Source organism: Methanocorpusculum labreanum Z, assembly GCF_000015765.1.
Taxonomy (GTDB): Archaea; Halobacteriota; Methanomicrobia; order Methanomicrobiales; family Methanocorpusculaceae; genus Methanocorpusculum; species Methanocorpusculum labreanum.
In genome coordinates this window covers 88,050-109,297 of sequence record NC_008942.1, presented here as the reverse complement: position 1 = coordinate 109,297, position 21,248 = coordinate 88,050, and the positions used below count along the sequence as shown (strand labels likewise).

General features: G+C 49.5%; 33 protein-coding genes and 1 tRNA gene. 2 read left to right on the top strand and 32 right to left on the bottom strand.

What is annotated here, in order from left to right:
- Nucleotides 1-2: 2 nt before the first annotated feature.
- The 8 genes from uppS to MLAB_RS00590 all read right to left on the bottom strand — a co-directional run bounded on the left by uppS (nt 3) and on the right by MLAB_RS00590 (nt 7,167).
- Entirely contained in the window at nt 3-761 is a 759-nt protein-coding gene (gene uppS / locus MLAB_RS00625) for a polyprenyl diphosphate synthase (protein WP_011832496.1), read from the bottom strand.
- On the bottom strand, nt 758-1,762 hold the full coding sequence (locus MLAB_RS00620) for a radical SAM protein (RefSeq protein ID WP_011832495.1): 1,005 nt from the start codon (nt 1,760-1,762) through the stop codon (nt 758-760). The genes uppS and MLAB_RS00620 overlap by 4 nt, the downstream gene beginning before the upstream one ends.
- A gap of 2 nt (nt 1,763-1,764) precedes the next feature.
- A complete protein-coding gene (lysS, locus tag MLAB_RS00615) occupies nt 1,765-3,282 on the bottom strand; it encodes a lysine--tRNA ligase (RefSeq protein WP_011832494.1) in 1,518 nt (505 codons plus the stop codon).
- A gap of 126 nt (nt 3,283-3,408) precedes the next feature.
- Nucleotides 3,409-4,227: a DUF4013 domain-containing protein gene (locus MLAB_RS00610; RefSeq protein WP_011832493.1), complete on the bottom strand. Its 819-nt coding sequence runs from the start codon at nt 4,225-4,227 to the stop codon at nt 3,409-3,411.
- A 49-nt stretch (nt 4,228-4,276) separates the two neighbouring features.
- Nucleotides 4,277-4,984: a pentapeptide repeat-containing protein gene (locus tag MLAB_RS00605; RefSeq protein ID WP_011832492.1), complete on the bottom strand. Its 708-nt coding sequence runs from the start codon at nt 4,982-4,984 to the stop codon at nt 4,277-4,279.
- Nucleotides 4,965-6,005, bottom strand: coding sequence for an AI-2E family transporter (locus MLAB_RS09325; protein ID WP_011832491.1), 1,041 nt, complete (start codon nt 6,003-6,005; stop codon nt 4,965-4,967). Before MLAB_RS09325 ends, MLAB_RS00605 begins: the two co-directional genes overlap by 20 nt.
- Nucleotides 6,006-6,069: 64 nt before the next feature.
- Nucleotides 6,070-6,570 (bottom strand): rubrerythrin family protein, encoded by a 501-nt coding sequence (locus tag MLAB_RS00595; RefSeq protein ID WP_011832490.1) that lies wholly within the window; start codon nt 6,568-6,570, stop codon nt 6,070-6,072.
- Nucleotides 6,571-6,666: 96 nt separating this feature from the next.
- Complete coding sequence (locus tag MLAB_RS00590) at nt 6,667-7,167, bottom strand: rubrerythrin family protein (RefSeq protein WP_048061934.1); 501 nt, start codon at nt 7,165-7,167, stop codon at nt 6,667-6,669.
- A gap of 93 nt (nt 7,168-7,260) precedes the next feature.
- Between MLAB_RS00590 and MLAB_RS00585 the strand changes: the two genes are divergently transcribed.
- On the top strand, nt 7,261-7,920 hold the full coding sequence (locus MLAB_RS00585) for a JAB domain-containing protein (RefSeq protein WP_048061933.1): 660 nt from the start codon (nt 7,261-7,263) through the stop codon (nt 7,918-7,920).
- A gap of 6 nt (nt 7,921-7,926) precedes the next feature.
- Here MLAB_RS00585 and MLAB_RS00580 read toward each other — a convergent pair whose 3' ends face one another.
- Both MLAB_RS00580 and MLAB_RS00575 read right to left on the bottom strand, forming a co-directional pair.
- Complete coding sequence (locus tag MLAB_RS00580) at nt 7,927-8,646, bottom strand: thymidylate synthase (RefSeq protein ID WP_011832487.1); 720 nt, start codon at nt 8,644-8,646, stop codon at nt 7,927-7,929.
- A gap of 79 nt (nt 8,647-8,725) precedes the next feature.
- Nucleotides 8,726-8,798, bottom strand: a tRNA-Gln gene (locus MLAB_RS00575).
- Between the two features lie 96 nt (nt 8,799-8,894).
- Here MLAB_RS00575 and MLAB_RS00570 point away from each other — a divergent pair.
- Nucleotides 8,895-9,668, top strand: a complete 774-nt coding sequence (locus MLAB_RS00570; protein ID WP_011832486.1) for a DUF1614 domain-containing protein — start codon at nt 8,895-8,897, stop codon at nt 9,666-9,668.
- A gap of 157 nt (nt 9,669-9,825) precedes the next feature.
- Here MLAB_RS00570 and cmk read toward each other — a convergent pair whose 3' ends face one another.
- The 22 genes from cmk to MLAB_RS00460 all read right to left on the bottom strand — a co-directional run bounded on the left by cmk (nt 9,826) and on the right by MLAB_RS00460 (nt 21,246).
- Entirely contained in the window at nt 9,826-10,359 is a 534-nt protein-coding gene (gene cmk / locus MLAB_RS00565; protein ID WP_011832485.1) for a (d)CMP kinase, read from the bottom strand.
- Nucleotides 10,360-10,995, bottom strand: a complete 636-nt coding sequence (locus tag MLAB_RS00560; RefSeq protein WP_011832484.1) for a DUF106 domain-containing protein — start codon at nt 10,993-10,995, stop codon at nt 10,360-10,362. It abuts the gene before it with no gap.
- Nucleotides 10,996-11,001: 6 nt separating this feature from the next.
- Nucleotides 11,002-11,574, bottom strand: coding sequence for an adenylate kinase (locus tag MLAB_RS00555; RefSeq protein WP_011832483.1), 573 nt, complete (start codon nt 11,572-11,574; stop codon nt 11,002-11,004).
- Between the two features lie 160 nt (nt 11,575-11,734).
- Complete coding sequence (gene secY, locus MLAB_RS00550) at nt 11,735-13,174, bottom strand: preprotein translocase subunit SecY (protein ID WP_011832482.1); 1,440 nt, start codon at nt 13,172-13,174, stop codon at nt 11,735-11,737.
- 18 nt (nt 13,175-13,192) lie between these two features.
- Nucleotides 13,193-13,618 (bottom strand): uL15m family ribosomal protein, encoded by a 426-nt coding sequence (locus MLAB_RS00545; RefSeq protein ID WP_011832481.1) that lies wholly within the window; start codon nt 13,616-13,618, stop codon nt 13,193-13,195.
- Nucleotides 13,619-13,623: 5 nt separating this feature from the next.
- Nucleotides 13,624-14,085: a 50S ribosomal protein L30 gene (locus MLAB_RS00540; RefSeq protein ID WP_011832480.1), complete on the bottom strand. Its 462-nt coding sequence runs from the start codon at nt 14,083-14,085 to the stop codon at nt 13,624-13,626.
- On the bottom strand, nt 14,085-14,702 hold the full coding sequence (locus MLAB_RS00535; RefSeq protein WP_011832479.1) for a 30S ribosomal protein S5: 618 nt from the start codon (nt 14,700-14,702) through the stop codon (nt 14,085-14,087). The genes MLAB_RS00540 and MLAB_RS00535 overlap by 1 nt, the downstream gene beginning before the upstream one ends.
- A 1-nt stretch (nt 14,703) precedes the next feature.
- Nucleotides 14,704-15,228, bottom strand: a complete 525-nt coding sequence (locus MLAB_RS00530; protein ID WP_011832478.1) for a 50S ribosomal protein L18 — start codon at nt 15,226-15,228, stop codon at nt 14,704-14,706.
- Between the two features lie 3 nt (nt 15,229-15,231).
- A complete protein-coding gene (locus tag MLAB_RS00525) occupies nt 15,232-15,684 on the bottom strand; it encodes a 50S ribosomal protein L19e (protein ID WP_011832477.1) in 453 nt (150 codons plus the stop codon).
- The gene (locus tag MLAB_RS00520; RefSeq protein WP_011832476.1) at nt 15,677-16,111 is read right to left on the bottom strand and encodes a 50S ribosomal protein L32e; all 435 of its coding nucleotides are present in this window, start codon (nt 16,109-16,111) and stop codon (nt 15,677-15,679) included. Before MLAB_RS00520 ends, MLAB_RS00525 begins: the two co-directional genes overlap by 8 nt.
- A 1-nt stretch (nt 16,112) precedes the next feature.
- On the bottom strand, nt 16,113-16,637 hold the full coding sequence (rpl6p, locus tag MLAB_RS00515; protein WP_011832475.1) for a 50S ribosomal protein L6: 525 nt from the start codon (nt 16,635-16,637) through the stop codon (nt 16,113-16,115).
- Between the two features lie 12 nt (nt 16,638-16,649).
- Complete coding sequence (locus MLAB_RS00510) at nt 16,650-17,042, bottom strand: 30S ribosomal protein S8 (protein WP_011832474.1); 393 nt, start codon at nt 17,040-17,042, stop codon at nt 16,650-16,652.
- 13 nt (nt 17,043-17,055) lie between these two features.
- On the bottom strand, nt 17,056-17,226 hold the full coding sequence (locus MLAB_RS00505) for a 30S ribosomal protein S14 (RefSeq protein WP_011832473.1): 171 nt from the start codon (nt 17,224-17,226) through the stop codon (nt 17,056-17,058).
- Nucleotide 17,227: 1 nt separating this feature from the next.
- Nucleotides 17,228-17,743 carry a 50S ribosomal protein L5 gene (locus tag MLAB_RS00500; protein WP_011832472.1) on the bottom strand — a complete coding sequence of 172 codons (516 nt, stop codon included), beginning with the start codon at nt 17,741-17,743 and terminating at the stop codon, nt 17,228-17,230.
- A complete protein-coding gene (locus MLAB_RS00495; RefSeq protein WP_011832471.1) occupies nt 17,740-18,459 on the bottom strand; it encodes a 30S ribosomal protein S4e in 720 nt (239 codons plus the stop codon). Before MLAB_RS00495 ends, MLAB_RS00500 begins: the two co-directional genes overlap by 4 nt.
- Nucleotides 18,459-18,824, bottom strand: coding sequence for a 50S ribosomal protein L24 (gene rplX / locus MLAB_RS00490; protein ID WP_011832470.1), 366 nt, complete (start codon nt 18,822-18,824; stop codon nt 18,459-18,461). The genes MLAB_RS00495 and rplX overlap by 1 nt, the downstream gene beginning before the upstream one ends.
- Nucleotides 18,825-18,833: 9 nt before the next feature.
- A complete protein-coding gene (locus MLAB_RS00485; RefSeq protein WP_011832469.1) occupies nt 18,834-19,232 on the bottom strand; it encodes a 50S ribosomal protein L14 in 399 nt (132 codons plus the stop codon).
- The gene (locus MLAB_RS00480) at nt 19,229-19,555 is read right to left on the bottom strand and encodes a 30S ribosomal protein S17 (protein WP_011832468.1); all 327 of its coding nucleotides are present in this window, start codon (nt 19,553-19,555) and stop codon (nt 19,229-19,231) included. Before MLAB_RS00480 ends, MLAB_RS00485 begins: the two co-directional genes overlap by 4 nt.
- A 19-nt stretch (nt 19,556-19,574) precedes the next feature.
- Nucleotides 19,575-19,862, bottom strand: a complete 288-nt coding sequence (locus MLAB_RS00475; RefSeq protein ID WP_048061932.1) for a ribonuclease P protein component 1 — start codon at nt 19,860-19,862, stop codon at nt 19,575-19,577.
- 9 nt (nt 19,863-19,871) lie between these two features.
- The gene (rpmC, locus tag MLAB_RS00470) at nt 19,872-20,072 is read right to left on the bottom strand and encodes a 50S ribosomal protein L29 (RefSeq protein ID WP_011832467.1); all 201 of its coding nucleotides are present in this window, start codon (nt 20,070-20,072) and stop codon (nt 19,872-19,874) included.
- Nucleotides 20,073-20,074: 2 nt separating this feature from the next.
- Nucleotides 20,075-20,770, bottom strand: a complete 696-nt coding sequence (locus tag MLAB_RS00465; protein ID WP_011832466.1) for a 30S ribosomal protein S3 — start codon at nt 20,768-20,770, stop codon at nt 20,075-20,077.
- 2 nt (nt 20,771-20,772) lie between these two features.
- The gene (locus MLAB_RS00460; RefSeq protein WP_011832465.1) at nt 20,773-21,246 is read right to left on the bottom strand and encodes a 50S ribosomal protein L22; all 474 of its coding nucleotides are present in this window, start codon (nt 21,244-21,246) and stop codon (nt 20,773-20,775) included.
- Nucleotides 21,247-21,248: the final 2 nt, after the last annotated feature.

Below are 21,248 nucleotides of genomic sequence, written 5' to 3'. Positions count from 1 at the left end.
TCTCAGACCTTCATTCTCTGATCGTATGTTCTAAGAGCACGGACCATATCCACGTACCGGAATTCCGGCCACGGCGGCACACAGAAACAGACGGCGGCTTCATTTCCGTTTGCAAGCCATGGAAGAAAGTTCGAGGTCCGTTTATCGTTTGCTGTCCTGATGATCAGATCGACCGGGGGCATCTCCACTTCCGGATACATACGTTCGGTCACGCAGTCCGGCGTGATCAAATCGGGCGATAACTCGCCGGCACGAACCTTGGCAACGATCGATTTGGTCGTTTCCAGAATCTCGTTTCGTCCGCCGTATGCGATGGCAAAATGCAGATAATAGTGATGATGATCCTTTGTGGCCTCTTCGACATCATGGATCTTTTGCAGGAGCCGGTCGTTGATAAGAGACCGGTCGCCGATCACGGTTATGTTGACCTTCTTATCATAGATCCGCTGGTCTTTGATCATCTCCGAGAATTTTTCGATAAAGAGTTCCAGCAACTCGTTTACTTCTTCGGGCGAACGCTTGAAATTTTCCGTGGAAAAAGCATAAAACGTTGTGTGGATGACGCCAAGTTCTTCCATCCAGTCGAAAACCTTCATGGTTATCTCAGCTCCGGCACGGTGCCCGAATGCGGTATCTTTTCCTTTGGCCTTTGCATATCTCCGGTTTCCGTCCTGAATGATGGCCACATGGGTCGGGACGTGGGTCAGCTGCCGGATAAGCCTGTGAACATACAGGTTTTCTGCAAAGGACCTGAGACTCACTGAGGAATCACCTCAACGATCATCCCGTCGTTTGGATACCGCTCGATGATTTTGCGTTCGCCGCCGAACTTGCGGGGGATCTTTCTCATCTGCTGCCAGTCGAGTTCGATCGTCCCGTCCTCCATCTCTTCGTAATAACTTCCGGCGCGAAGACACGGAATAATCAGCTCAAGATCTCCTTTTACCTCCATCGAGCCGTACATTATTGTGCCGTCCTCGGTGATCATATCAAACGGCCGGGCAGAGTTCATGGCGATACGCTTGAGCCTTTCCCGGAGTTGGACCGAATCCTTGAAGGTGGATGTACAGTAATGGACTTTGGGATGGCCGTTGATTTCGCCGGCCCATTTTGTCGAACCTTTGATTGCATTGCAGAGAGGATTTTCCGTCTCGAGTTTTCTCTCACGCATATTGTCGGCACAGGCGTCACCCCACTCGAGCTGATTGATGTTGAAAAAGTCAACGGAGTCAAGCAGCGGGAAGAAATGCCGGAGACCTGGAAGAGAGGGGACCTCGAAACCGATCGAAAAACCCATCATTTTCGCATTTGCGATCGACTGAACGTATAGGGAGTTCAAAATATCCTTCCAAACTTCGTGGGGAGGGTGCATTCTGATCTCGTCAACACACCCGACGAGGGCCGCGAGATCCTCTTCGGTCGGTGCGTGGCCTGTGTAAAGATGGATCTGATGCTCTTTGCCGAAGTGCTTTTTGAGCGCCGAGCAGAACTCGACGACCCGTTCGATTTCGAGAAGAGGTTCGCCTCCCGTGACGCCGGTCCCAAGAGCATCCATTATCTCGCCTTCGGCGATCGCTTCTTCGGGAGTGGTGATCTTCTGATCGTTTGCGTAGATCACATCGAGATCTTTTCTCTCCTCGGAAAGAGGGCAGTACCAGCAGTCGCGATCACACCGTCCGGTAATAAAGAGGACCAGCTTTGCTCCGATGTAACAGAGTTTACAGCCGTCAGAGAGGTTTCTCGGGAGTTTGTCCTTCGCCATATTTATAATGACATCTCAAGAAGACGTTTCAGCGTCTCTTCGCGGCCAAGTGCTTCGAGGAACCAGCCGAGGCGTGGACCACGGTCGGCCCCGAGGAAAGCCCGATAGATACCGGTGAAGACCTCTTTTCCGGTAACGCCGGTTGCCTGGGCGGCATCATACACGGCATTGTGGAGAACATCGGCTTTCCACTCGGCATCGGTCACAATTTTTGCGTAGGCAACTACGGCTGCTTTGACCTCGGGCTTTTCATTCGCGGCAACCTCAGGAAGGGATTCGGCAACGGCAAACTTGGCATCTTCGGGAGCGTAACGTTCGAGCCATACCTTGGCACGGTTTGCCTGATCAAGGACGGCCTCTTTGTCGACGATCTCGTATCCGCTGCGTTTGAGGATATCGAAGATTGCATCATCGGTCCGTGCGATCTGGACGACCGTCACCATATGACGGAACGGAATCGTCGTCTGGGGTGAGGCGATTCTGGAGAGTTCATATTCGCGTGACTCTCCAACAACGGCTGCCTTGTCATACTCGTCGATTAAACGGAGCAGGCCCATTCCCGGATCAAACGCGATGGTCTTGTCGGGTTTGGTTTTTGCGATCAAGTAGCGGAGAACTTCCGGCGGGACGACATCGAGCATATCCCGAATCGTTAAGACGACACCTTTTGAGGAGTGCATCTCGCCTTTTCCTTTCAGGCTGATCCATTCGTAGGTTACCGGGACCGGGGCATTGTAGCCGTAGATCTCTTTGGTGATGATCTTGCCGGTATCATACGATCCGCCGGGCGAGGCGTGGTCTTTTCCGAACGGTTCAACCGTCACGCCATGTACTGACCAGCGCATCGGCCAGTCGACACGCCATACGAGTTTTCCTTCGCCTTTGGAGTAGTCGGAGACGCCTTCGTGACCGCAGGAACATTTGTAGGTGACGGTATGGTTTTCGATATCGTGGGAGAGGATCGCTGCACGGGAAATCGTGCCGCAGGATGAACAGATCGGATAATACGGCGTCCAGCCCTCTTCGAGTTTTCTGCCGGAGACTCTTTCAAGGATCTCTTTGATATCTTCGGCGTGAACGAGAGCCTGTTTGATCTGTTCGGTAAACATTCCCGAGCGGTAAGCCTCGCTGGTTCTGATGATTCTTGGGTGGATGTCGAGCTCCTCGATCGCCGAGAGGAAGGGGTCAAGGAAATGTTCTGCATAACTTTTGTGTTTTCCACACGGGCACGGGATATCGCTGACCGGCCAGCCGATATATTTCTGATATTCGTCGGAAAGGAACGGGTAGACTTTTCTCAGAGGGTCGAAGTCGTCTGCAATATAGACAAGTTCGGCTTCAATTCCCCGTTTGAGGAGAGCTTTGTAGATCATGTCACCCGTCATGACCTCACGCATATTTCCTAGATGGATAGGGCCGGAAGGCGTAATGCCGGTCGCAATAAGCTGCGGAGCATCAGCCGCAACCTGCGCTGCTTTCGCATCAGCCCAGTGAATCTTCTCATGTATTTTTTCTTCCATGTATTGATACCTGCAATTCAATGTGTCTGTAAGTATGTGTTTTCAAATCTGATAATACCTGATGTCAGAAGAAGGAAAGACCCACACGGAAAGAGACGGTGAATCTGAAATATAAAAAAAGAAGAGTTATTCGGTTACTGCCGGCAGAGCCGAGTCATAGAGATTGGCAAAGAACCGGGCAGTTACGATCATGATAAACGGCATTGCGACCACGAGCAGCACAAAGCCGGCGATCGGGATACAGAAAAGAACGATTTCTGCAACCCCAACTATCAGGGAGAGAAGGATCCAGTATCCGAGATACCGTAACCAGCCGATGTTCCCAATCACGGTCAGAAGTTCCTTAATGTGGAATGCTGCGCCGAACTTCTCTTCCTTTGCGAATTTGATAACACCCATCATTCCGATCATTACAGAGATGATCAGAAGAATGATCGGGATGATCATGCCGACAATGATCAGATATGCCATGTTGTCCATCGGACCAAGCGTCACGAGAGTTGAGATGATCATGTAGGGGATCATGTAGATGAAGAGGATGATCATTGCAAGAATTCCCTCGACAAACATCTTACCCCAATGGTTCAGTGCAAGTTCTCCTCCGCGGTAGACTCTCATCATGAATCCGTAGATGAAGACACCTGCAATTGTCGTGACAATGGTGCCAAGAATGAAGAAGATGACCGAAGCGGACGTGAACATCGCCAAAGCCGCCTGATCCATCCCCGGAGCGCTCATCATCGCGGAATCGACCGCCGAGGCAAATGCGGGAGTCATGGCGGCAAACGCCATCAGCACGAAGATCAGACCAAGGATCAGCAGAACCGTACCGGCAAACATTACCGAGTACAGAAGAATTAGAACAAACCAGCTTCCAAAGGTTTTGAATGCAGTGTTTGCATACTCCATGGAATTCTGGATGTTTTCGCTAAAACCCATTACCATAATACTAACGTATCAGTCGTTTCGACTATATATGAGTTCGCCAGCCGGTTTAAAAAAGAGTGTTTACTTTTTTGGCACCGGCCATATTTGCACCGCCCAGCTCGGCAAACCGGAGATCAGCGCCGGAAAGATCAGCTTTCCACATATCTGCACCTTCCAGATGAGCGTGGGTAAGATCGGCACCCGAGAAGTTTACATGCCTGAGGTCGGCGCCTTCCAGATGAGCGTATGAAAGATTTACTCCCGACAAATCCATACCCATAAACGAGGCCTCTTCCAGATAAGCACCATAGACCCTGGTATCATCGGGTTTATTCGAGATCTCGTTTTCATACCATGCATTCCAGCTGGAAACCCCTTCTTTAAGACGGGAAACCTGAGCTGGATCGCACTTAATTTTTCCTGCCCCGTCATAGACAGCAGCATCCGGATTGGCACCATCGAGGATTGCCTTGGATAAATAGGCACGCCAGAGGTTGGTGCCAGCGAGATTCGCATAGGAAAGATCGGCTGACTTCAGATAGGAGTAGGAAAGGTCGGCATTTTTGAGATTGGCAAACCTGAGATCGGCACCCTCCAAAAACCAGTAGGCAAGATCCCCCCCCTCAAGATGGGCCCCGTATGCATCTGAACTTCTCAGATACATGGTCTCTTTCAGATGGACGGCATACCACGCGTTCCAGCGGGTAAAATCCTTCGCCTTCGAACATTCCTGCAGCAGTGAATACTGCCCTGCGTCAAACCTTGGTTTCCTCATACATTATCTCACTGGCATTTTTCTTTCTTCCTTCCTTGATGAAGATTTCATACGCGGTAAGTCCGAGAATCAACAGAACCGGGCCTAAAACGAATCCCAGAAGTCCCATTGCCATAGCCCCGCCGAAAAATCCGACAAACATGAGCATCGGTCTGATCTTCACCCGTTTTCCGGTGAGTTTAGGACGGATGATCAGATCAGTTAAAACACACGTTAAAAAGTATCCAAGCGTTGCGGTCAGGATAACGCCACGGATATCTCCAAGACATAACGCATAGATGCCGACGAAAATGATCACCATTAGCGGGCCCAAGACAGGGATCAGAGCAAACAACGCACACATCGTGGAAAAGAAGATCTCGTGACCATACCCAAGCAACAGGAAAAATGCGTATGCTAAAAAGAAGGTCAGAAAGGCTATGAAGACATGAACTACATAGATTGAAAAGAGGATATCTTTAGTTTTTTTCGCCATTAACAAGACATTGTCCATGGAACCAGCAGGGATAACACTGCACAAATCGGCCCATATTCTGTCCCCGCAGATTATCGACAGATACACCAGAGAATAAAAGAGGATCATGTCGATGATGACGGCTGGAATCATCTGTGCTGCGCTCAGCGCAAAGCTTGGAAACATGGTAAGAAGTATGTTTTTTACCTCATCAACGATTTTTAGGGAGAAGTCATTACCATCGGTCAGATGAAGCATATTTGTAACGGTGTTTATGATCGTCTGGAAAATCGACATGAAGTACTCAAAATCCGAACTGACCACCACTACAATTCCCACACAGATCCCGATAATTACCGCGAGAACAAACGTTGTCAAAATCCCCGCAGAAAACGGTGCCGGGATACGCTTAATCATCTTCCGGTGCAGCGGCAGAAACACAACCGCTACTGAAAGAGCAAGGATAAAGAGGAAAATATAATTCCACGATACGACAAGAATCGCCAGAAATATCAGAACGACAAGTATCAGACTGAAATGGTCTCTTGCATACTGCGGAATATTCATTATATGAATAGAGACGGCAAAGGATAATAAATTCTGGGTTAAAAAGAAAGAGCAAACCTGAGGTTTACTCGATTACGTTGAATGAGGTCCCGGGAACCCCGCATACAGGGCAGTGTTCCGGAACGGTGTCAATCTCGACATTTCCACAGACGGGACAGAGGTAGACGATCTTCGCATCGAAATCTTTGCCAGCTTTAACTTCCTCAAGTGCTTTTTTATAGAGTACGGCGTGCCTGGCCTCGGCATTCATGGCATGTGTAAATATGAGGGCTGCATCCTGACGGTCTTCCTTTTCAGCAATGGAGATAAAAGCGGGATAACTCTCCGTACTTGCACGAAGTTCAGCTTCGATACCAGCCTCAAGATTGGAAGCCATACTGCCGATATATCCGCCGACACGGAGAAGCTCGCGTGCATGAATCTCTTCCGCTGCAGACGTTGCACGGAAGAGTTTTGCTAAATGAGTGTATCCTTCTTCAGCCGCTGCTTCTGAAAATGTTTTATACTTGCGGTTTACCCGGGATTCTCCGGAAAATGCTCCATTAATACAGTCTTGAGTGTTCATAACTTCTTACTTTGTCCAGAAATTTGATAAAGATAATGGAGGGGGTAGTTACCAAGAATAATGATTTTCAGAGAAAAAAGATGAGTAAACCTGAGTTTACTCGACGACTTTGAATGAGGCACCGGGAATACCGCAGATTGGGCAGTTTGCCGGAGTCTTGTCGATTTCGACATTTCCGCAGACCGGGCAGAGATAGATGGTTTTGACATTGAAATCTTTGCCTGCTTTTACTGCTTCAAGTGCTTTTCTGTAGAGCTCGGCGTGCACTGCCTCGGCTTTCATCGCGTGCGTGAATGTGATGACAGCATCCTGACGGTCTTCCTTTTCAGCAATAGAAACAAACTCGGGATACATCTGATTGGTCTCATGAAGTTCACCTTCACGACCAGCTTCGAGGTTTGCAACGGTGCTTCCAATGTAGCCACCAACACGGAGAAGCCTGCGGGCGTGGATTTCTTCTGCTGCCGACGTTGCACGGAAGAGTTTTGCTACATGATCGTATCCTTCATCAGCTGCTGCTTCTGCGTAGGATTTATACTTACGGTTTGCCTGGGATTCTCCAGAAAATGCTCCATCAATACAGTCCTGAGTGTTCATACACATATATTGTTGGATAATTCGGATAAAGATTTGGAAGGGGAACTTTATGCGAAACAACTATGTGTACTCTTTTCCAAAAGAGAATTACGCATGAGTCTGAAAAATACCGCTGATATCGATAAACCAAGAGAAAAACTGATCGCAAAGGGCCCGGGAAGTCTTGAACTTGAAGAACTGGTCGCAGCAATCATCGGAAGGGGAGTTCCGGGGTGTGATGCCGTCCAAATTGGAAAAAAGGTCGCAAAGATTCTGATGTCCAGAACCTACGAAACAGAGGTGAATGATCTCTGCGGGGTAAACGGCATGGGTGAAGCAAAAGCGTGCCAGATCATAGCCGCTCTGGAACTCGCACGCCGGTTCCCTCCGCCAGTTCACCGGTTTGCAGTCATTCACAAAGCAGAGGATGTCCTCCCATTCGTTCATCAGTACCGATATGATACGCAGGAAAACGTCATTTCAGTAACATTGTCCGGCGCACATGAAGTGCTGAAGGTCAGACTCATCACCAAAGGTCTCGTAAATGAATCACAGATCCACCCAAGAGAAGTGTTTGCCGGAGCAATTTTGGACCGGGCGGCAGCGATGATTCTGATTCATAACCATCCGTCCGGAAATCTGCATCCAAGCAAACAGGATCTGAAAATAACAAAAGAGATGCAGGCTGCCGGAGAACTGCTCGGAATAAAACTGCTGGATCATCTGATCATCGGACCCACAGATGGATTTTACAGCATTGTAGACGAAGAATAAAAAAAATTAGCGTTTTGCTTTCGCGCATCCGCCGCATACACGGCAAACCTCGATGCACGGAGTGAACTGTGTTCCCTTTCCGCAAAACGGCGGAATGTCGGCTGCATCCCGCTTATAATATACATGAGGTACAAGCGATATGTGCGTGTACGTCCCAACCTCTACCCCAATTTTTTCTGCGATATATTCCTGGAGTTTTGCAAGGGCAAACATATTCGATCCGGCGGCCGAAAGCATATCATTGCTCCGGAAAACGATCTTCATATTCAGTTTTCCATCTCTGACAACACACTGGACCAGCTGAAGACAGGGACAGTCAGCAAGTTTTGCATCAACCGGGGGACACCAGGTGACGGCGACGGCACGGCGGGATACCGGGCATTCCCGTAATTTATCGATGATATACTGGATCTGGTCCTGATGGATTTCGCCGTTTTGCGTAAGTCCGCAGCCCCAGTCGAAAAGCCTGCCGTGATAATCATACTCAAACACCGAATCCGAACCATCAATCAGATTTCGGGCATATGCTTCCAGAAAAGCTTCCTTAAATCTGGAGCAGGGGGAGACCATCGGCTTTGCAAGCGGTGTGTCGACGAAGAGGCAGACCTCATCGGTTTCGACCGTCTCCTCGCCGTTTTCGGTGGTCAGCAAGCTACCCTTTTCCAGAATATACCGGATAACAAGTTCATGTGCCCGTGCAAGGTTCGGTGCACGAAGTAGTTTCATGTAATAGAATAGAACCTGAAGCTAGATATTTTTAGCCAATAAGATTTTGAAAACAGAACTAACAATCTGACAAAACAAGTAGCCCGTAGCAGATTCGAACTGCTGTCGAGGGATCCAGAGTCCCCCATGATTGACCACTACACTAACGGGCTAAATTACCTTAATGAATATGACATGACAGAATATTAAGATAGCGATTGGTTGGTGACCAGATAGATTTTATATCAGCCCTCACAAAACAATTACCAGTGTCAAGACTTATATTCAGCCCAATATCCATCTGGGTCCTGTTTGCCCTGATTCTTCTCGTCGTAATAGGATTACCTTTACTGTTCTTCGGACTCATCGGAGCGGCACTTGGGAATCTGGGATTCGGGTTCTGGATGATCGTTCTTTTGATCATAGCAATCGTTGTTGGAAGTTTTATCAATATTCCTCTTGGAACGCTGAAACCAAAGAGTCCAAAACCAAAAGAAGAGCCGACCACGAGAAAACCAACCGGACAGTATGCCCCATCAATGTATGATAAGATGTACCGCACAGACCGGTTCGAACCCGAACCGTACACCTCCGGATCTTCACGGGGAACACAGATATCTATAAACGTCGGTGGTGCTGTGATCCCGATCCTGATCTCGATGTACATCATCCTAATGGGAGCTTTCGGCACAATATCCAATGACCCGTGGTATCTTGTAAAGATGGCAGGGGGCCTGATCATCACTACGGTGTGGGTGTATCTCGCTGCAAAACCCGTGCGAGGCATTGGGATCGCGACGCCATTCTTTATCGGCCCGATCGTAACACTCGCAGCGGCGTTGATTCTCGGCGGAGGGTTCGGGCTTCCGGCAGCAGGGATCGCCTATGTGGCGGGAACACTTGGGACGCTGATCGGCGCCGATCTTCTGCACCTAAAGGATGTTCCAACACAGGAAACCTCGATGCTTTCAATCGGAGGGGCCGGAACCTTTGACGGGATTTTCCTTACAGGAATCATCACGGCACTGATCGCTTCATTCTAAATCAACTTCATTTCCCTTTTTTTCTGGCAAATACCTGGCTTCCCCGCATATCCAACCGATCCACATATCGCATGTTAAGGGGAGAGAAAAATGACCGCTTGTATCCAAAAAAATTACGCCGAAATTTCGGCAGAACAGATAATCAAAAAAAAAAGAATTACTCGCGTTTCAGAAGCGAAGAGACGGCAGCATCGACAATCGCAAATAACTCATTCGCGCTAAAGGTTTCCGAGTTCAGGATCAGATCATACGGAGAGAAATCGAGAATGTCGATTTCATAATACTCCATATATCGTCCTGCCTCGCAGGCCTCGCGCTCGATCGTCATCTCAAATGCCTGCTTTTCCGTCAGACCCTCGCGTGCCGCGATCCTGGTCGAACGGCACTCGGGGGAGGCGCATAAAAGGATTTTTAGATCAGCGTTCTCAACCATCCAGCCGGCAAGCCTGCCTTCAAGGATAATATCGTCCGATGACTCGCCGATCTCTTTTTGACGGGCATCGATCTCCAGATCGATCGCAGGGTCAGTCTCGGCAATTTTACCAAATGCGGCGAGATCCATATTCCGTTCCTTTGCAAGGCCGCGGAACACCTCCCCCGCCGACACATATCTGTATGAATACTTCTCAGCAATCGAACGACCAAGAGTTGTCGTGCCTGATCCAGGCGACCCGCTGATCGTTATCCTCACTTACATACCCCCGATATTCAGGGACTTTCTGATGATCTGGGACATTACTAATGAGCAAAGCATATACCAGAGAATCCACAGCGGGAAGAAACCGAGATAAACTTCAAAGTACGTGGAAAGACCTGCAAACGGGATGACGATCGCCGTTGCGAGACTCGGATCTGCGAGCATCTGTGCTTCGGTCGGGATGTGTTCGATCAGCCAGAAGAAGATCGGGACGGTCAAAACCAGAATGTACGCCATGGGTTTGAACTGGTTTTTGGACATCTCCATCTGATCAGCCATCATTGCCTGCTGGCGAGCCTGCATCTTTTTGATGAGTTTCTCGTCGCCCGAGAGCTGGGCTTCACGGAACTTTGCCTGGAACTCTTTGGTCTTTGCCTGGTTCTCAGCCATCTTTTCGTAATCTATCGTGTATTTCTGAATCAGGGATGAGTAAAAACCCGTGATGGTGGCGAGAATCAGAACAAGAGCAAAGAACGGCAGACCAAGTGCCGCAAAAGGACCAATTACTATATTTACAATACCTGCGATAACCTGACGGGCTTCCTGCCAGCCGTAAAGCATCATCATGCCAAAAACTACAGCAAGAGCTATATACATACTGTATTTCTTGCTGAACTCGGCTCTGTCCATGACCAGTTACCTCAGCGTTGCTACAAGATCATCTACAGCCTTGTCTAACAGGAAGTCTGCGTTGGTGATGATCTTAACCGTACATCCGGTAAGCATGGAGTATGCAGCGGCGAAGGCACGGTTCATTTCCTGATGTTCGGCAATGGATTTCGAACCTTCAACGTCACGAACACGTGTCTCGTCGGAGAGTCTTCGAACGAGGATCTGGTCGTTGTCGGTCTCAACGAGAACGATCACGTCAGGCATAATTGCTGAAACGACCCACTCGGGAAGACCGGCAAGATAGCCGTTCGGGGTCTTGACCGAGGCGTGGGTATCGACGATCACATTGCCATCGATTGCAGCGATCTTCTCGGCAGCGGTTTTCTGGAGACGCTTCTGGGCAATACGGTCGAGTTTTCTCATCTGGTCACGGTCGGTGACAAGACCATCTGCCTGAGCGACTTCGAACATGAAACTGCCGAAGTTGAGATTCTGATATTTGACACCTTCAGCGGTGATTTTATCAAATGCCGCATTTATCACGGTGGTTTTTCCAACACCCGGGACGCCGGTGATGATTACTTTTTTGCCTGACATGGTTATTCTCTTCCTTTGGAGATAGTATCTCTAAGGTTGGGTTTGGAGGCTAATAAATGTATTTTCACGATAGCGAAGCAGAAAAAAACGGAGTCACAACTTTCGGATGGAGTTGCATTCAACAAAAAAGAAAAAATGAAATATTTTTTGGGGGTTTGCTTTATTCCTTGTCGAAGAAGCCCCGCATAAACGGATACATCTCCATCATCTGCTCATTTGCGATCTGTTCATACAGACGGTAAATGATCGAGACGGTAAGCAGCAGACCGGTTCCACCAACAAAACCGATGATACCAAGCATATTTGCCATAACAGACAGAAGACCGATGAACACTCCTCCAATAACAGTTACACGGGGAATGTATCTGTCGAGATAGCGTTCAAGAACGGCGGGAGATCTCCGGTAGCCGGGGATCTGCATACCGGAGTTCTGAATCTGCCGGGCGACATGCTTCGAATCAAGACCTGCTGTCTTGACCCAGAATATTGCAAAGAGGGCGCCACCAAGAATCATCACCGTACAATCAATACCGACACGGAGAATAACTTCCCATACGGCATGACCTGTTCCGGTGAAGGAGGAAAGCCACCACATCCAGTCCTGAGGCTGGTTGATCGGAGCGAGGTACCACATCAGACCGTTAATCGGCGTTGAGCCGTTATACTCGCCGAGTGCGGTGAATCCTATGCTCGAAAGGAACATACCAATCATCTGGACGTTTGCCTGCAGCACACGGACAAGAATCATCGGCAGAACACTAGCATAAACAAGTTTTACCGGGAACCTTGACCTTGCACCGCGAACATTTGCATGAGCAAGGGGGATCTCAATACGGGTTGATTCAACATACACGATAATGAAGAACAGTCCAACGGTTGTTACGAGAGCCAGGAGCTGAAGACCAAAGTATTCGATAAAGTTTGAACCATCGGCAATGACCTGGAACAGTCTCGGGAAAAATCCGACCGCGAACTGATCGGTCGTTGCTTCCCAGTTGAAGAATCCGTTAATAAGACCCTGGGCGACTCCTGCGACGATAAAAAGACCGACACCGGATCCAATACCCCATTTGGAGACGACCTCATCCATAAACATGACAAGGACACCCCCAATACAGATCTGCAGGAAGATCAGCAGCATGACAAAACCGGCGTTCCCACCGAAGAATGCCGAAACGGCTGGATCAGCACTCATCCATCCACCCAGCACGTTCGGCAGAGCTTCAAGGATGATCATGACGAAGATAAGGACCTTCTGCAGACCCATGTAGAGTACCTGACCACGCTGATCTGACGTGTTGATTTTAATCAGATCAGCACCGCGGAGTAACTGCAAAACGATTGATGCGGTAACGATCGGTCCAATACCAAGATGCAGGATAGTACCTTGTGCACCGGCTAAAAGGGCACGGTAATACTCAAAAACATCGATTGATGTGGCGGAAAGACCAAACACCGGAATGTTCGTTAAAATAAAATACAGCAGCAACACCGCAGCTGTCCACATCAGTTTGTTTTTGAAGTGGACGTGACCTTCCGGTGGCTTGACTGCCGGCATTCTAGCCAGCAGGGGTTCCATTCGATCCAACAGTTCTCCCATGAGTTATACACCAAAAAATTATTCGGAGGTCTGGGTGGTTCCACCCAGTTCCTCGATTTTAGCAACAGCACGGCCGGAGAAGTTCTCTGCAGTGATGGCAAGTTTGTGAGTGACTTTGCCTCCGCCGAGGATCTTCTCTACACCAATCTGTGCGGCATCAAGAGTAATAACATCTCCGTTTTGAGTTGCAATTCCACGGGCAACAAGATCAGGGATCATCTGATCAAGGTCGCCAATATCAAGAACTTCATACGTTACAGATATCTTACTGACAAATCCGTGTTTTCCCTCGGTCTTACCGAGAAGATACCAGCGGGTAAAGTTGTGGTCACGCCATCCGGCTGCTCCACGACCTCCACGGTTACCTGCACCACGGCGGTTTTTGTGGGTACCCCCACCACAGGTGCGGGTCCCCCGGAACTTTGAACGCTTGTTTACTGGCATGCTAATTACCTCATTTTGATCAGAAGATCATTGATCTCCGTACCGTAATAGCCAAGGGCACCGCCCTGGGTATACGTGCGTTTCGTGGTCTTGTATCCCTTTCTTGGCGGGTGCATACGAAGCACCGGCTTAAGTTCGGGGACATCTTTCATACGGACCTCACCGTTGACAAGAGCAGATGCAAACTCTTCAATGCTTCCATAGGAAGTTGCAGATTTCACATACTCTTCAGTGAGCGGTTTGTTGCCGGTAAGTCTTCCACGGGTGGTGAGGATAGTTGCGAGTGTCGCAGCGTCAACTTCACCAAAGGCAACGAAATCCTTTGCTTTACGGATCATACCGAGGTACTCGGGGGTCTCTGGCACAATAACACAGTGGTTGATGTGGTGAAGACGGAGCATCTTGAGGGTTTCCTTGATGTCACGGCGGGTGTTGACCACACCGCGAACCTGAACGACAGCGTACATTATTTGCGCCCTCCGATGCGAATCAGATTCGTTTCACGAAGTGCATTGTAGGTTGCCTTTGCGAAGTTCAGGGTTGTTCTCGTGTTTCCACTCGTGTTAACCCAGACATCCTGAATTCCTGCAAGGGTAAGTACTTTCTTACCAACGTCACCAGTCACAAGACCGATTCCTTTCGGAGCTGGTTTAAGGGTAACGGCAACGGATCCGGCTTTACCGGTGACTTCCATTGGTACGGAGTGTTTCATACCGCATCCGCATTCCCATGAACCGCATCCACGGCGGACTTTGACAATGTTCAGTTTTGCATTTGTGATTGCTTTCTTGATTGCAGTTCCAACCTGAACATCTCTGCCCTGGCCAAAACCAACGTAACCATTCTTGTTGCCGATGACGACCACAGCTCTGAACTTAATACGACGTCCGGAGTCGGTCATACGCTGCATCATGTCGATGCAGAGGACTTCGTCAACAAGATCGGGAAGCATTGCGTCAACAATGCCTGCCTCTTTGATGGGCTGTCCGCTTGCAAGGATCTCATCGAAGCTTGCAAATTCGCCTGCCATGACTTTCTTGCCAAGACCGGTTACTGGGACCCATACTTCCTGTTCGTAAGCCATTTTACTCCAGCTCCTTCATAATTGCGTCTTTGGTAGCCTCGACGTTTTCAACGAGACCGGCAAAGCGTTCATCATATTCAGCGATGTGGGCGCCGTTGCAGCGGTCATCGTCCGGAAGAATTGCTTCTCCTACTGGGACGTCGAAACCTGCATCGACAGCACCTTTGATTGCAGCAAACACGCGTGCACCGGTCGATGCAACCTGCAGACCGATATCTGCGATTCCACCTTCGTATCCGGCTTTCTGTGCACGAACCGCAAAGAGCATGCCGGTGAGGTATGCTGCAGGGGTGTTTCCAAGGTATCCTTTGTATCCGAAGTTCACCAGTTCGCGGCTGTTGACGTGAACAAGAGTGTAGTCGCCGTCCATCTGAGCTGCGATGAGCTGGATGATGATGTGGCGGTTTGTCTTACGGACAACCATACGGTTTCTACCAGAAACGATTAAACGCTGGCGCTGGTAGTAATCAGTTCTGCCTTCACGGCGTCTTCTGAACTGAACGAAATATCTTCCATTAATTGCCATTGTTTACTCCCTCCTGGAGGTTACGAGCTCAATCTGAGTTTTCATGTGAGCGACGTTACGGAACTGACCACCTGCTGCACGACGGTAAAGTCTGCGGTATTCGGTCGGTGTGATGGATCCTGCTTCACGCTGAGCACGGAGTTCTTTACGCTGGGCACGGATCTTTTTGATCCACTGGGTCTTGGACGGAGTTCTGGCGCCTTTTGCACCGCTCCGGCGTCCCGGACCTTTTCCGTGTCCGTATGAACGTTTGACCATACGGGCCCGGACACGTCCACGGGAAATTCCTTTCTTCTGGTGGGAAGAGATTGCACCCTCATCAATGAGGTTGCGGATATCCTCGCGGGACATTGCATTCTGGATGTCAGAGAGCTTCTCCGGATTGAACCATACACGGTTTTCACCGCAGCCAAGAACGGATGCGGCGATTCTGCGCTGGGATGCGAGATCACTCATCTGCTTTCACCTCTTCTGCGGGTTGTGCAGCCGGAGTAACAGCAACTTTTGCTTCCTTCGGATTCAAGACCTTGATGCCGAGTTCGGCAGCTTTGGTCTGGATAACGCTGCGTTTTGCACCGCCGACTGACGCACCGATGCGTACTGCGGTGGTTGCCGGATCAACAGCATCAAGCTCGACAGGAGTAAATACGAGAGCTTCGCGGTATCCGCTTGGGTGGAATCCGCGTACTGCTTTCGGTGCTCCAAAACCTGCTTCCGGGTGGGCACCCTTTGCACGGTAATCCTTACGCTGTTTGCTGTGGAGACCCCGTGGTCTTCTCCAGCTGTCTGCCAGTTTTACTTTAGCCTGGAGGCACTGGCGGGCAAAGCGGGATGACTTCTTAGCTCCACGAGCTTTGATAAGTTTCTTGATTTCACTCGCCATGTTAGTCGCCTCTGCTGGTAATGTAAATGCCATCCTGGAAGACACGTGGATCACGGTTTCTGACTTTGCATGCCTGTTCGACATTTGCTGCGGTGTTGCCGATCGTCTCACGGTTGATACCGTTTAAGATCAGTTCATCACCCTGAACTTTTACTTTGACACCTTCTACGATGTTTGCGTACCGTGCCTGCTTCTCACCAAGGAAGTTTCCGATCTCGACTTTGTCGCCGGCAACTTTGACCTGAATAGGGAAGTGGTTGTACACAATCTTCATGTGGTATTCATATCCTTCGGACACGCCTTTGCTCATGACACCGAGGTGTGCTTTGTAGGTTCCAAGCAGTGCATATACACTGCGTCTTGCGGAAGTACTTACGAGCGTAACTGAACCGTCTGCGATAGTGATAGTGATCGCAGGGTGGTACATCGTACGGGTAAGTTCACCTTTGGATCCCTTCACGGTAACGAGATCACCGGTCTTGGTGATGGTTACGCCTTTCGGGATTTCGAAAATCAATTCTGCCATTGTTTTCACTCCTTAGAAGACGTACCCTAAAAGCTCGCCACCGACGCCGAGCTTACGTGCCTGTTCGTGGGACATAACTCCCTTGGAAGTGGTCAGGATGATAATCCCAAAGCCCTTTCCCGGAAGGTATCTGATTTCCCAGGACTCGAGGTCCTCAACTTTCACCGAGAAACGCGGCGTAATTACACCGCATTTGTTGATGCCGCCGGAGAGAGCAATCTGGAATTGACCTCCTCTTCCGTCGTCGATCTTTTCAAAGCCGGTGATGTAGCCATATTCCTGCATGACCTTAAGCATGTCACCAAAGAGGCGGCTTGCCGGTTCAACGGTCACTGCAAGTTTACCAGTATCACCAGCATTCTTGATAGCGCTCATTGCGTCTGCGATAGGATTCTGTTTTGTCATTCTCCTTCACCTCTTAGTTCATCTTCTTAAAGCCCATGGTGGGTGCCCATTCGCGGAAGCACTGACGGCAGAAGTAAATGTTGTATCTGCGCACAAGTCCCTGCTTACGTCCGCACAGCTGGCACTGGTTTGCACCGCGGCCATACTTTTTCTGCTGGACTTTGCCGTTGTCTTTTGCTGCCATATTACTCCACCTCAATGCCGAAGGTCTCAGTAACGAACTTCATGGATTCTTCACGAGCCACATGAAGTTTGCTGTTGATCTTCTTCTGCTGGATTTTTCTGCGTGCGGTTCTGGTTCCTTTCTTTTCAATGACAGCGATGATATCCATACCGTAGATACCGATTTTCGGGTCATATGCCTGGCCCGGGAAGTCGGTGTGTTCTTCGATACCGAAACCAAAGTTGCCGGTTGCATCAAACTGACGGGTGTGGAGAACATTTTCCACAGCGTATGTTTTGAGTGCCATTTCGAGGAAGTCCATTGCCTTTTTGCCGCGAAGAGTGGCTTTGCATCCGATCGGCTGTCCTTTACGGATACCAAATGCCGGAAGAGTGTTTCTGGCATAGGAGCGGATTGGTTTTGCACCTTTGGTCAAATCAGCCATGATGTTCTCGGCATTGACAAGACGCTCACCTGCTTCGCCGACGCCCATGTGGACAACGACTTTTGCAACGAACGGTGTCTGCATATCGGTCATGCGTCAACACCCCAGGTTTTGAGGAAGGACTCGGTGGTTCCGATCATGTAGACATAGTCTTCAATGGTCTCGAACTTGTTTCCGTCGGCATCTTCAATGATGACACGGTTCGGCAGAGATGATTCCTGAACAAGGATCTCCACGAGTTTTCCGGTCTTCATTGTGTGCTGTCCGCCGATGATGATTGCCATGTTGCCGACTGCATACGGGAAGTGCTGCTGGACTGCGAAACGGTCGTCGCCGGCGATGCCGATAACGAGAGAATCTTTGCCTTTACAGTTTTCTTCACCGATGAAGTTTGCACCGCTGGTTAAGTTGATCTGTGTCTTGCCGCCTTTAATGGTGGTTTTGTTTGCAACTTTTACGAGCTGGAGTTTGGCTGCATCTGCGGAGATCTCATATTCATTGTGGCGTCCCTTCTCATCGACAAGGATCATGTAGTGCTTGTCGATTTTCGGGAAGCTGATGATATCAAAGACATCGATTCCGATGTGTTCATCGGTTACGATATGACCATTCAGTAAAACCTGACGGTCGTGCAGAATCTTTCTGACTTCTTTGGTGTTTAATGCAAACTGCATGTGGTCGCGGAGCCAGATGCCGATTGGAAGAGCTGAACCATCGTGCGGACCGCTTGAGGTGCTGACGACATATTTGCTTTCTTTTCTGGCGATCTGCCATGCATCCGGTGCAGTCATTCTCTTGGTTCGGGTCATTATGCCTTCACCTCAAGACGTGCAACACGCACTGCATCTTTTGTGTTGAGTTTGGTGATCATTATCTTGGACGGATCGAGTGGTCTTGGGACATCTTCGCCGTTGGCTTTCTTGACATAAACTCCGTGAACAAGGACCTTCGTGTTTTTGACGTCTACGCCGTCAACAACGCCTTCGATTCCTTTGAATTCACCACGAAGTACTTTGACAGTATCGCCGGTAACAACACGGAAACTGCGCTTTCCATACTTTTCGCGAAGATCGCTTGCGAGAGGGGAGTGTAAAAATGCACCACGAGTGTGAATCGGAGCATTATACCGGAACTTCCGCTGCTTTCTTGGCTGAGTGCTTGAAATACGTGCCATGTTTTCACCTTAGATAATGATGGTTGCCATTGATCCAACCTTCGGGAAACGTTCTGCGACTTCACGGGCAACCGGACCTTTAATGTCGGTTCCACGTGGATCGCCGTTTTCATTGAGGAGGATCATTGCGTTCTCTTCGAAGGAGACTCTGAGGCCGTTCGGGCGACGGAATTCCTTCTTCTGACGGACAACGACAGCTCGAACGAGCTTGCGTTTCATGTCGGGAGTTCCTTTCTTGACTGTGACAGTCGCAAGGTCTCCAAGTCCCATCTTTGGCTGCCGGTTTTTAACACCGTGATAACCGAAGACAGATACAATCTGTACAACACGGGCACCCGTGTTGTCTGCACAGACCATCTTTGAGCCGGTCTGAAGTGCGCGCGGAATTTTTGACGTTAAGCCTTTCATTCCTTAATCACCTCGACAACTACATAGGAGGTCGTTTTGTTCAGTGGTCTGCACTCTGCAATCTTTACCTCGTCGCCGATCTTGGCGTTGAGGCATGGAGCCATGTGTGCGTGGATTTTGGAACTGCGTTTCTCATATCTGTCATATTTCTGGACTTTATGAAGAAAGTTCCTCTCCACGACAACAGTTCCCTGCATTCGTTCGCTTACGACCTTACCGGTAATCACCTGGCCGCGCACCGGTAAGCTGCCGTGAAACGGACAATTTACATCGTCACAATCCTTTTCTGGGACTGCGACATTTAAGCCGATATTTTTTGCCATATTAACCCTCATGTCTCGCTCATACCTTGCGATATGGGCTTACGCGCATACTTACGCGCCGCGTTGGAGAAACAGACAAAGCATTGCCGTCTATTATCACCTGAACACTGTCCGGGAGGGTCACCCGGAGTAACTTACGTTGTTTCTCCAGGCACTTAATGCCATTCCCTGTGTTGATCCGAAGAGTGTTTCTGGTCTCATCGATGATGATCCCGGAAAGCCCTTCTTCATATCTGTTCGGTGAGGACTCCACAGATACAAAAAGACCGATAAGTTCGTGTCTGAGTATATTCTGCGGAGTGATCATAGACGAGATTTATGCCTGACGTTTGGTCTGTTCAGTCTTGATACGTGCGATAGTTCTGCGAACTTCCCGGATCTTTCCGGGGTTTTCCGGTGCACCACCGGCGCTGACTTTTCCATAGTTCTGGATCAGTTCGATCTTGAGCTTCTGCTCATTCTCGACTAACTCAGCATCGGAAAACTGGGCGACTTCTTTTGCTCTGAAGATAGCCATTTTCAGACCTCCTCAACAAATTCCGGTTCGGGTTCAGCTGCAAGTTCTGCATCGAACTCTTCAAAGATATCGGTCTCGACAACACGTGCCGGAGCAGGAGCTGCATCAGCACGAATCTCGAACTGATCCGGAAGTTTTGCTCCCGGCGGAACGATCTTGACCTGAACACCGATGATACCGAGTTTCTTGATTGCAGTTGCGTAGCCTTTCTCAACGATCGACTCTGACGGCTCACCGGAGTGTTTGATGTAGCCTTCAACGAACTTCTGGACACGTGCACGTGCACCTGTCAGTTTACCTGCAATGATGACTTCACAGCCAAGTGCGCCGGAGTCCATGACACGGCGGATCACGGAGGTTCCTGCCTTTCGGAAGTACCATCCGCGTTCAAGTGCATTTGCAAGGCGTTCTGCCATGATCTGGGCATTGAGGTTCGGGTTTGCAACCTGCTGAACCTCGACCTGCGGGGACTCGATGCCGTAAACAGTGCTAAGATCAGTGGTCAGCTGGCGAACCAGTTTACCACCTTTACCGATAACGATACCGGGCTTTTCTGCAAAGATCGTGACCTGGGTTCCGACAGGAGTCCGGACGATGTCCATACCTCCATAGCCTGCACGTTTGAGTTCCTTGTTAAGGTACTGCTCGACTCTGACTTTGCGGACACCGTCTGCAACGAATTTCTTTTCGATTGTCATACTTACTGTACCTCACGGAGGATGATTTCAACGTTGACGGAATCTTTATGCTTAGGGGTAGCTCTACCCATTGCACGGGGGAAGATTCCTTTGATGCAGCGTCCCTTGTTTGCAGCGGCGTGGATGATGACCATCTTTTCCGGTGCGAGACCTGCGTATTCAGCGTTCTTCTGTGCAGAGCGGATTAAACGGACATACTCGGCGGCGGCCTTGACCGGGTATCTGCCGGCTGCGGTTCCGAAGGTCTTACCGTTTAAGCTCTTCTGGTGGCTTACGTTTCTGTTGAAACGGTGGAACGGAACTGCACGCTTGAGGTCGATGACCTGTTCAAGGTATGCAACTGCGTCGTCTGCCATCATATTGCGGACAAGGTGGGCGATTTCCACAGCGTGCTTTGGAGAGCAGCCGAGTTCGTTAGCCTTGGCACGGGCGATGTTGTCGCCGGTAAGTTTGTTACTGTATTCTGTTCTTGCCATAA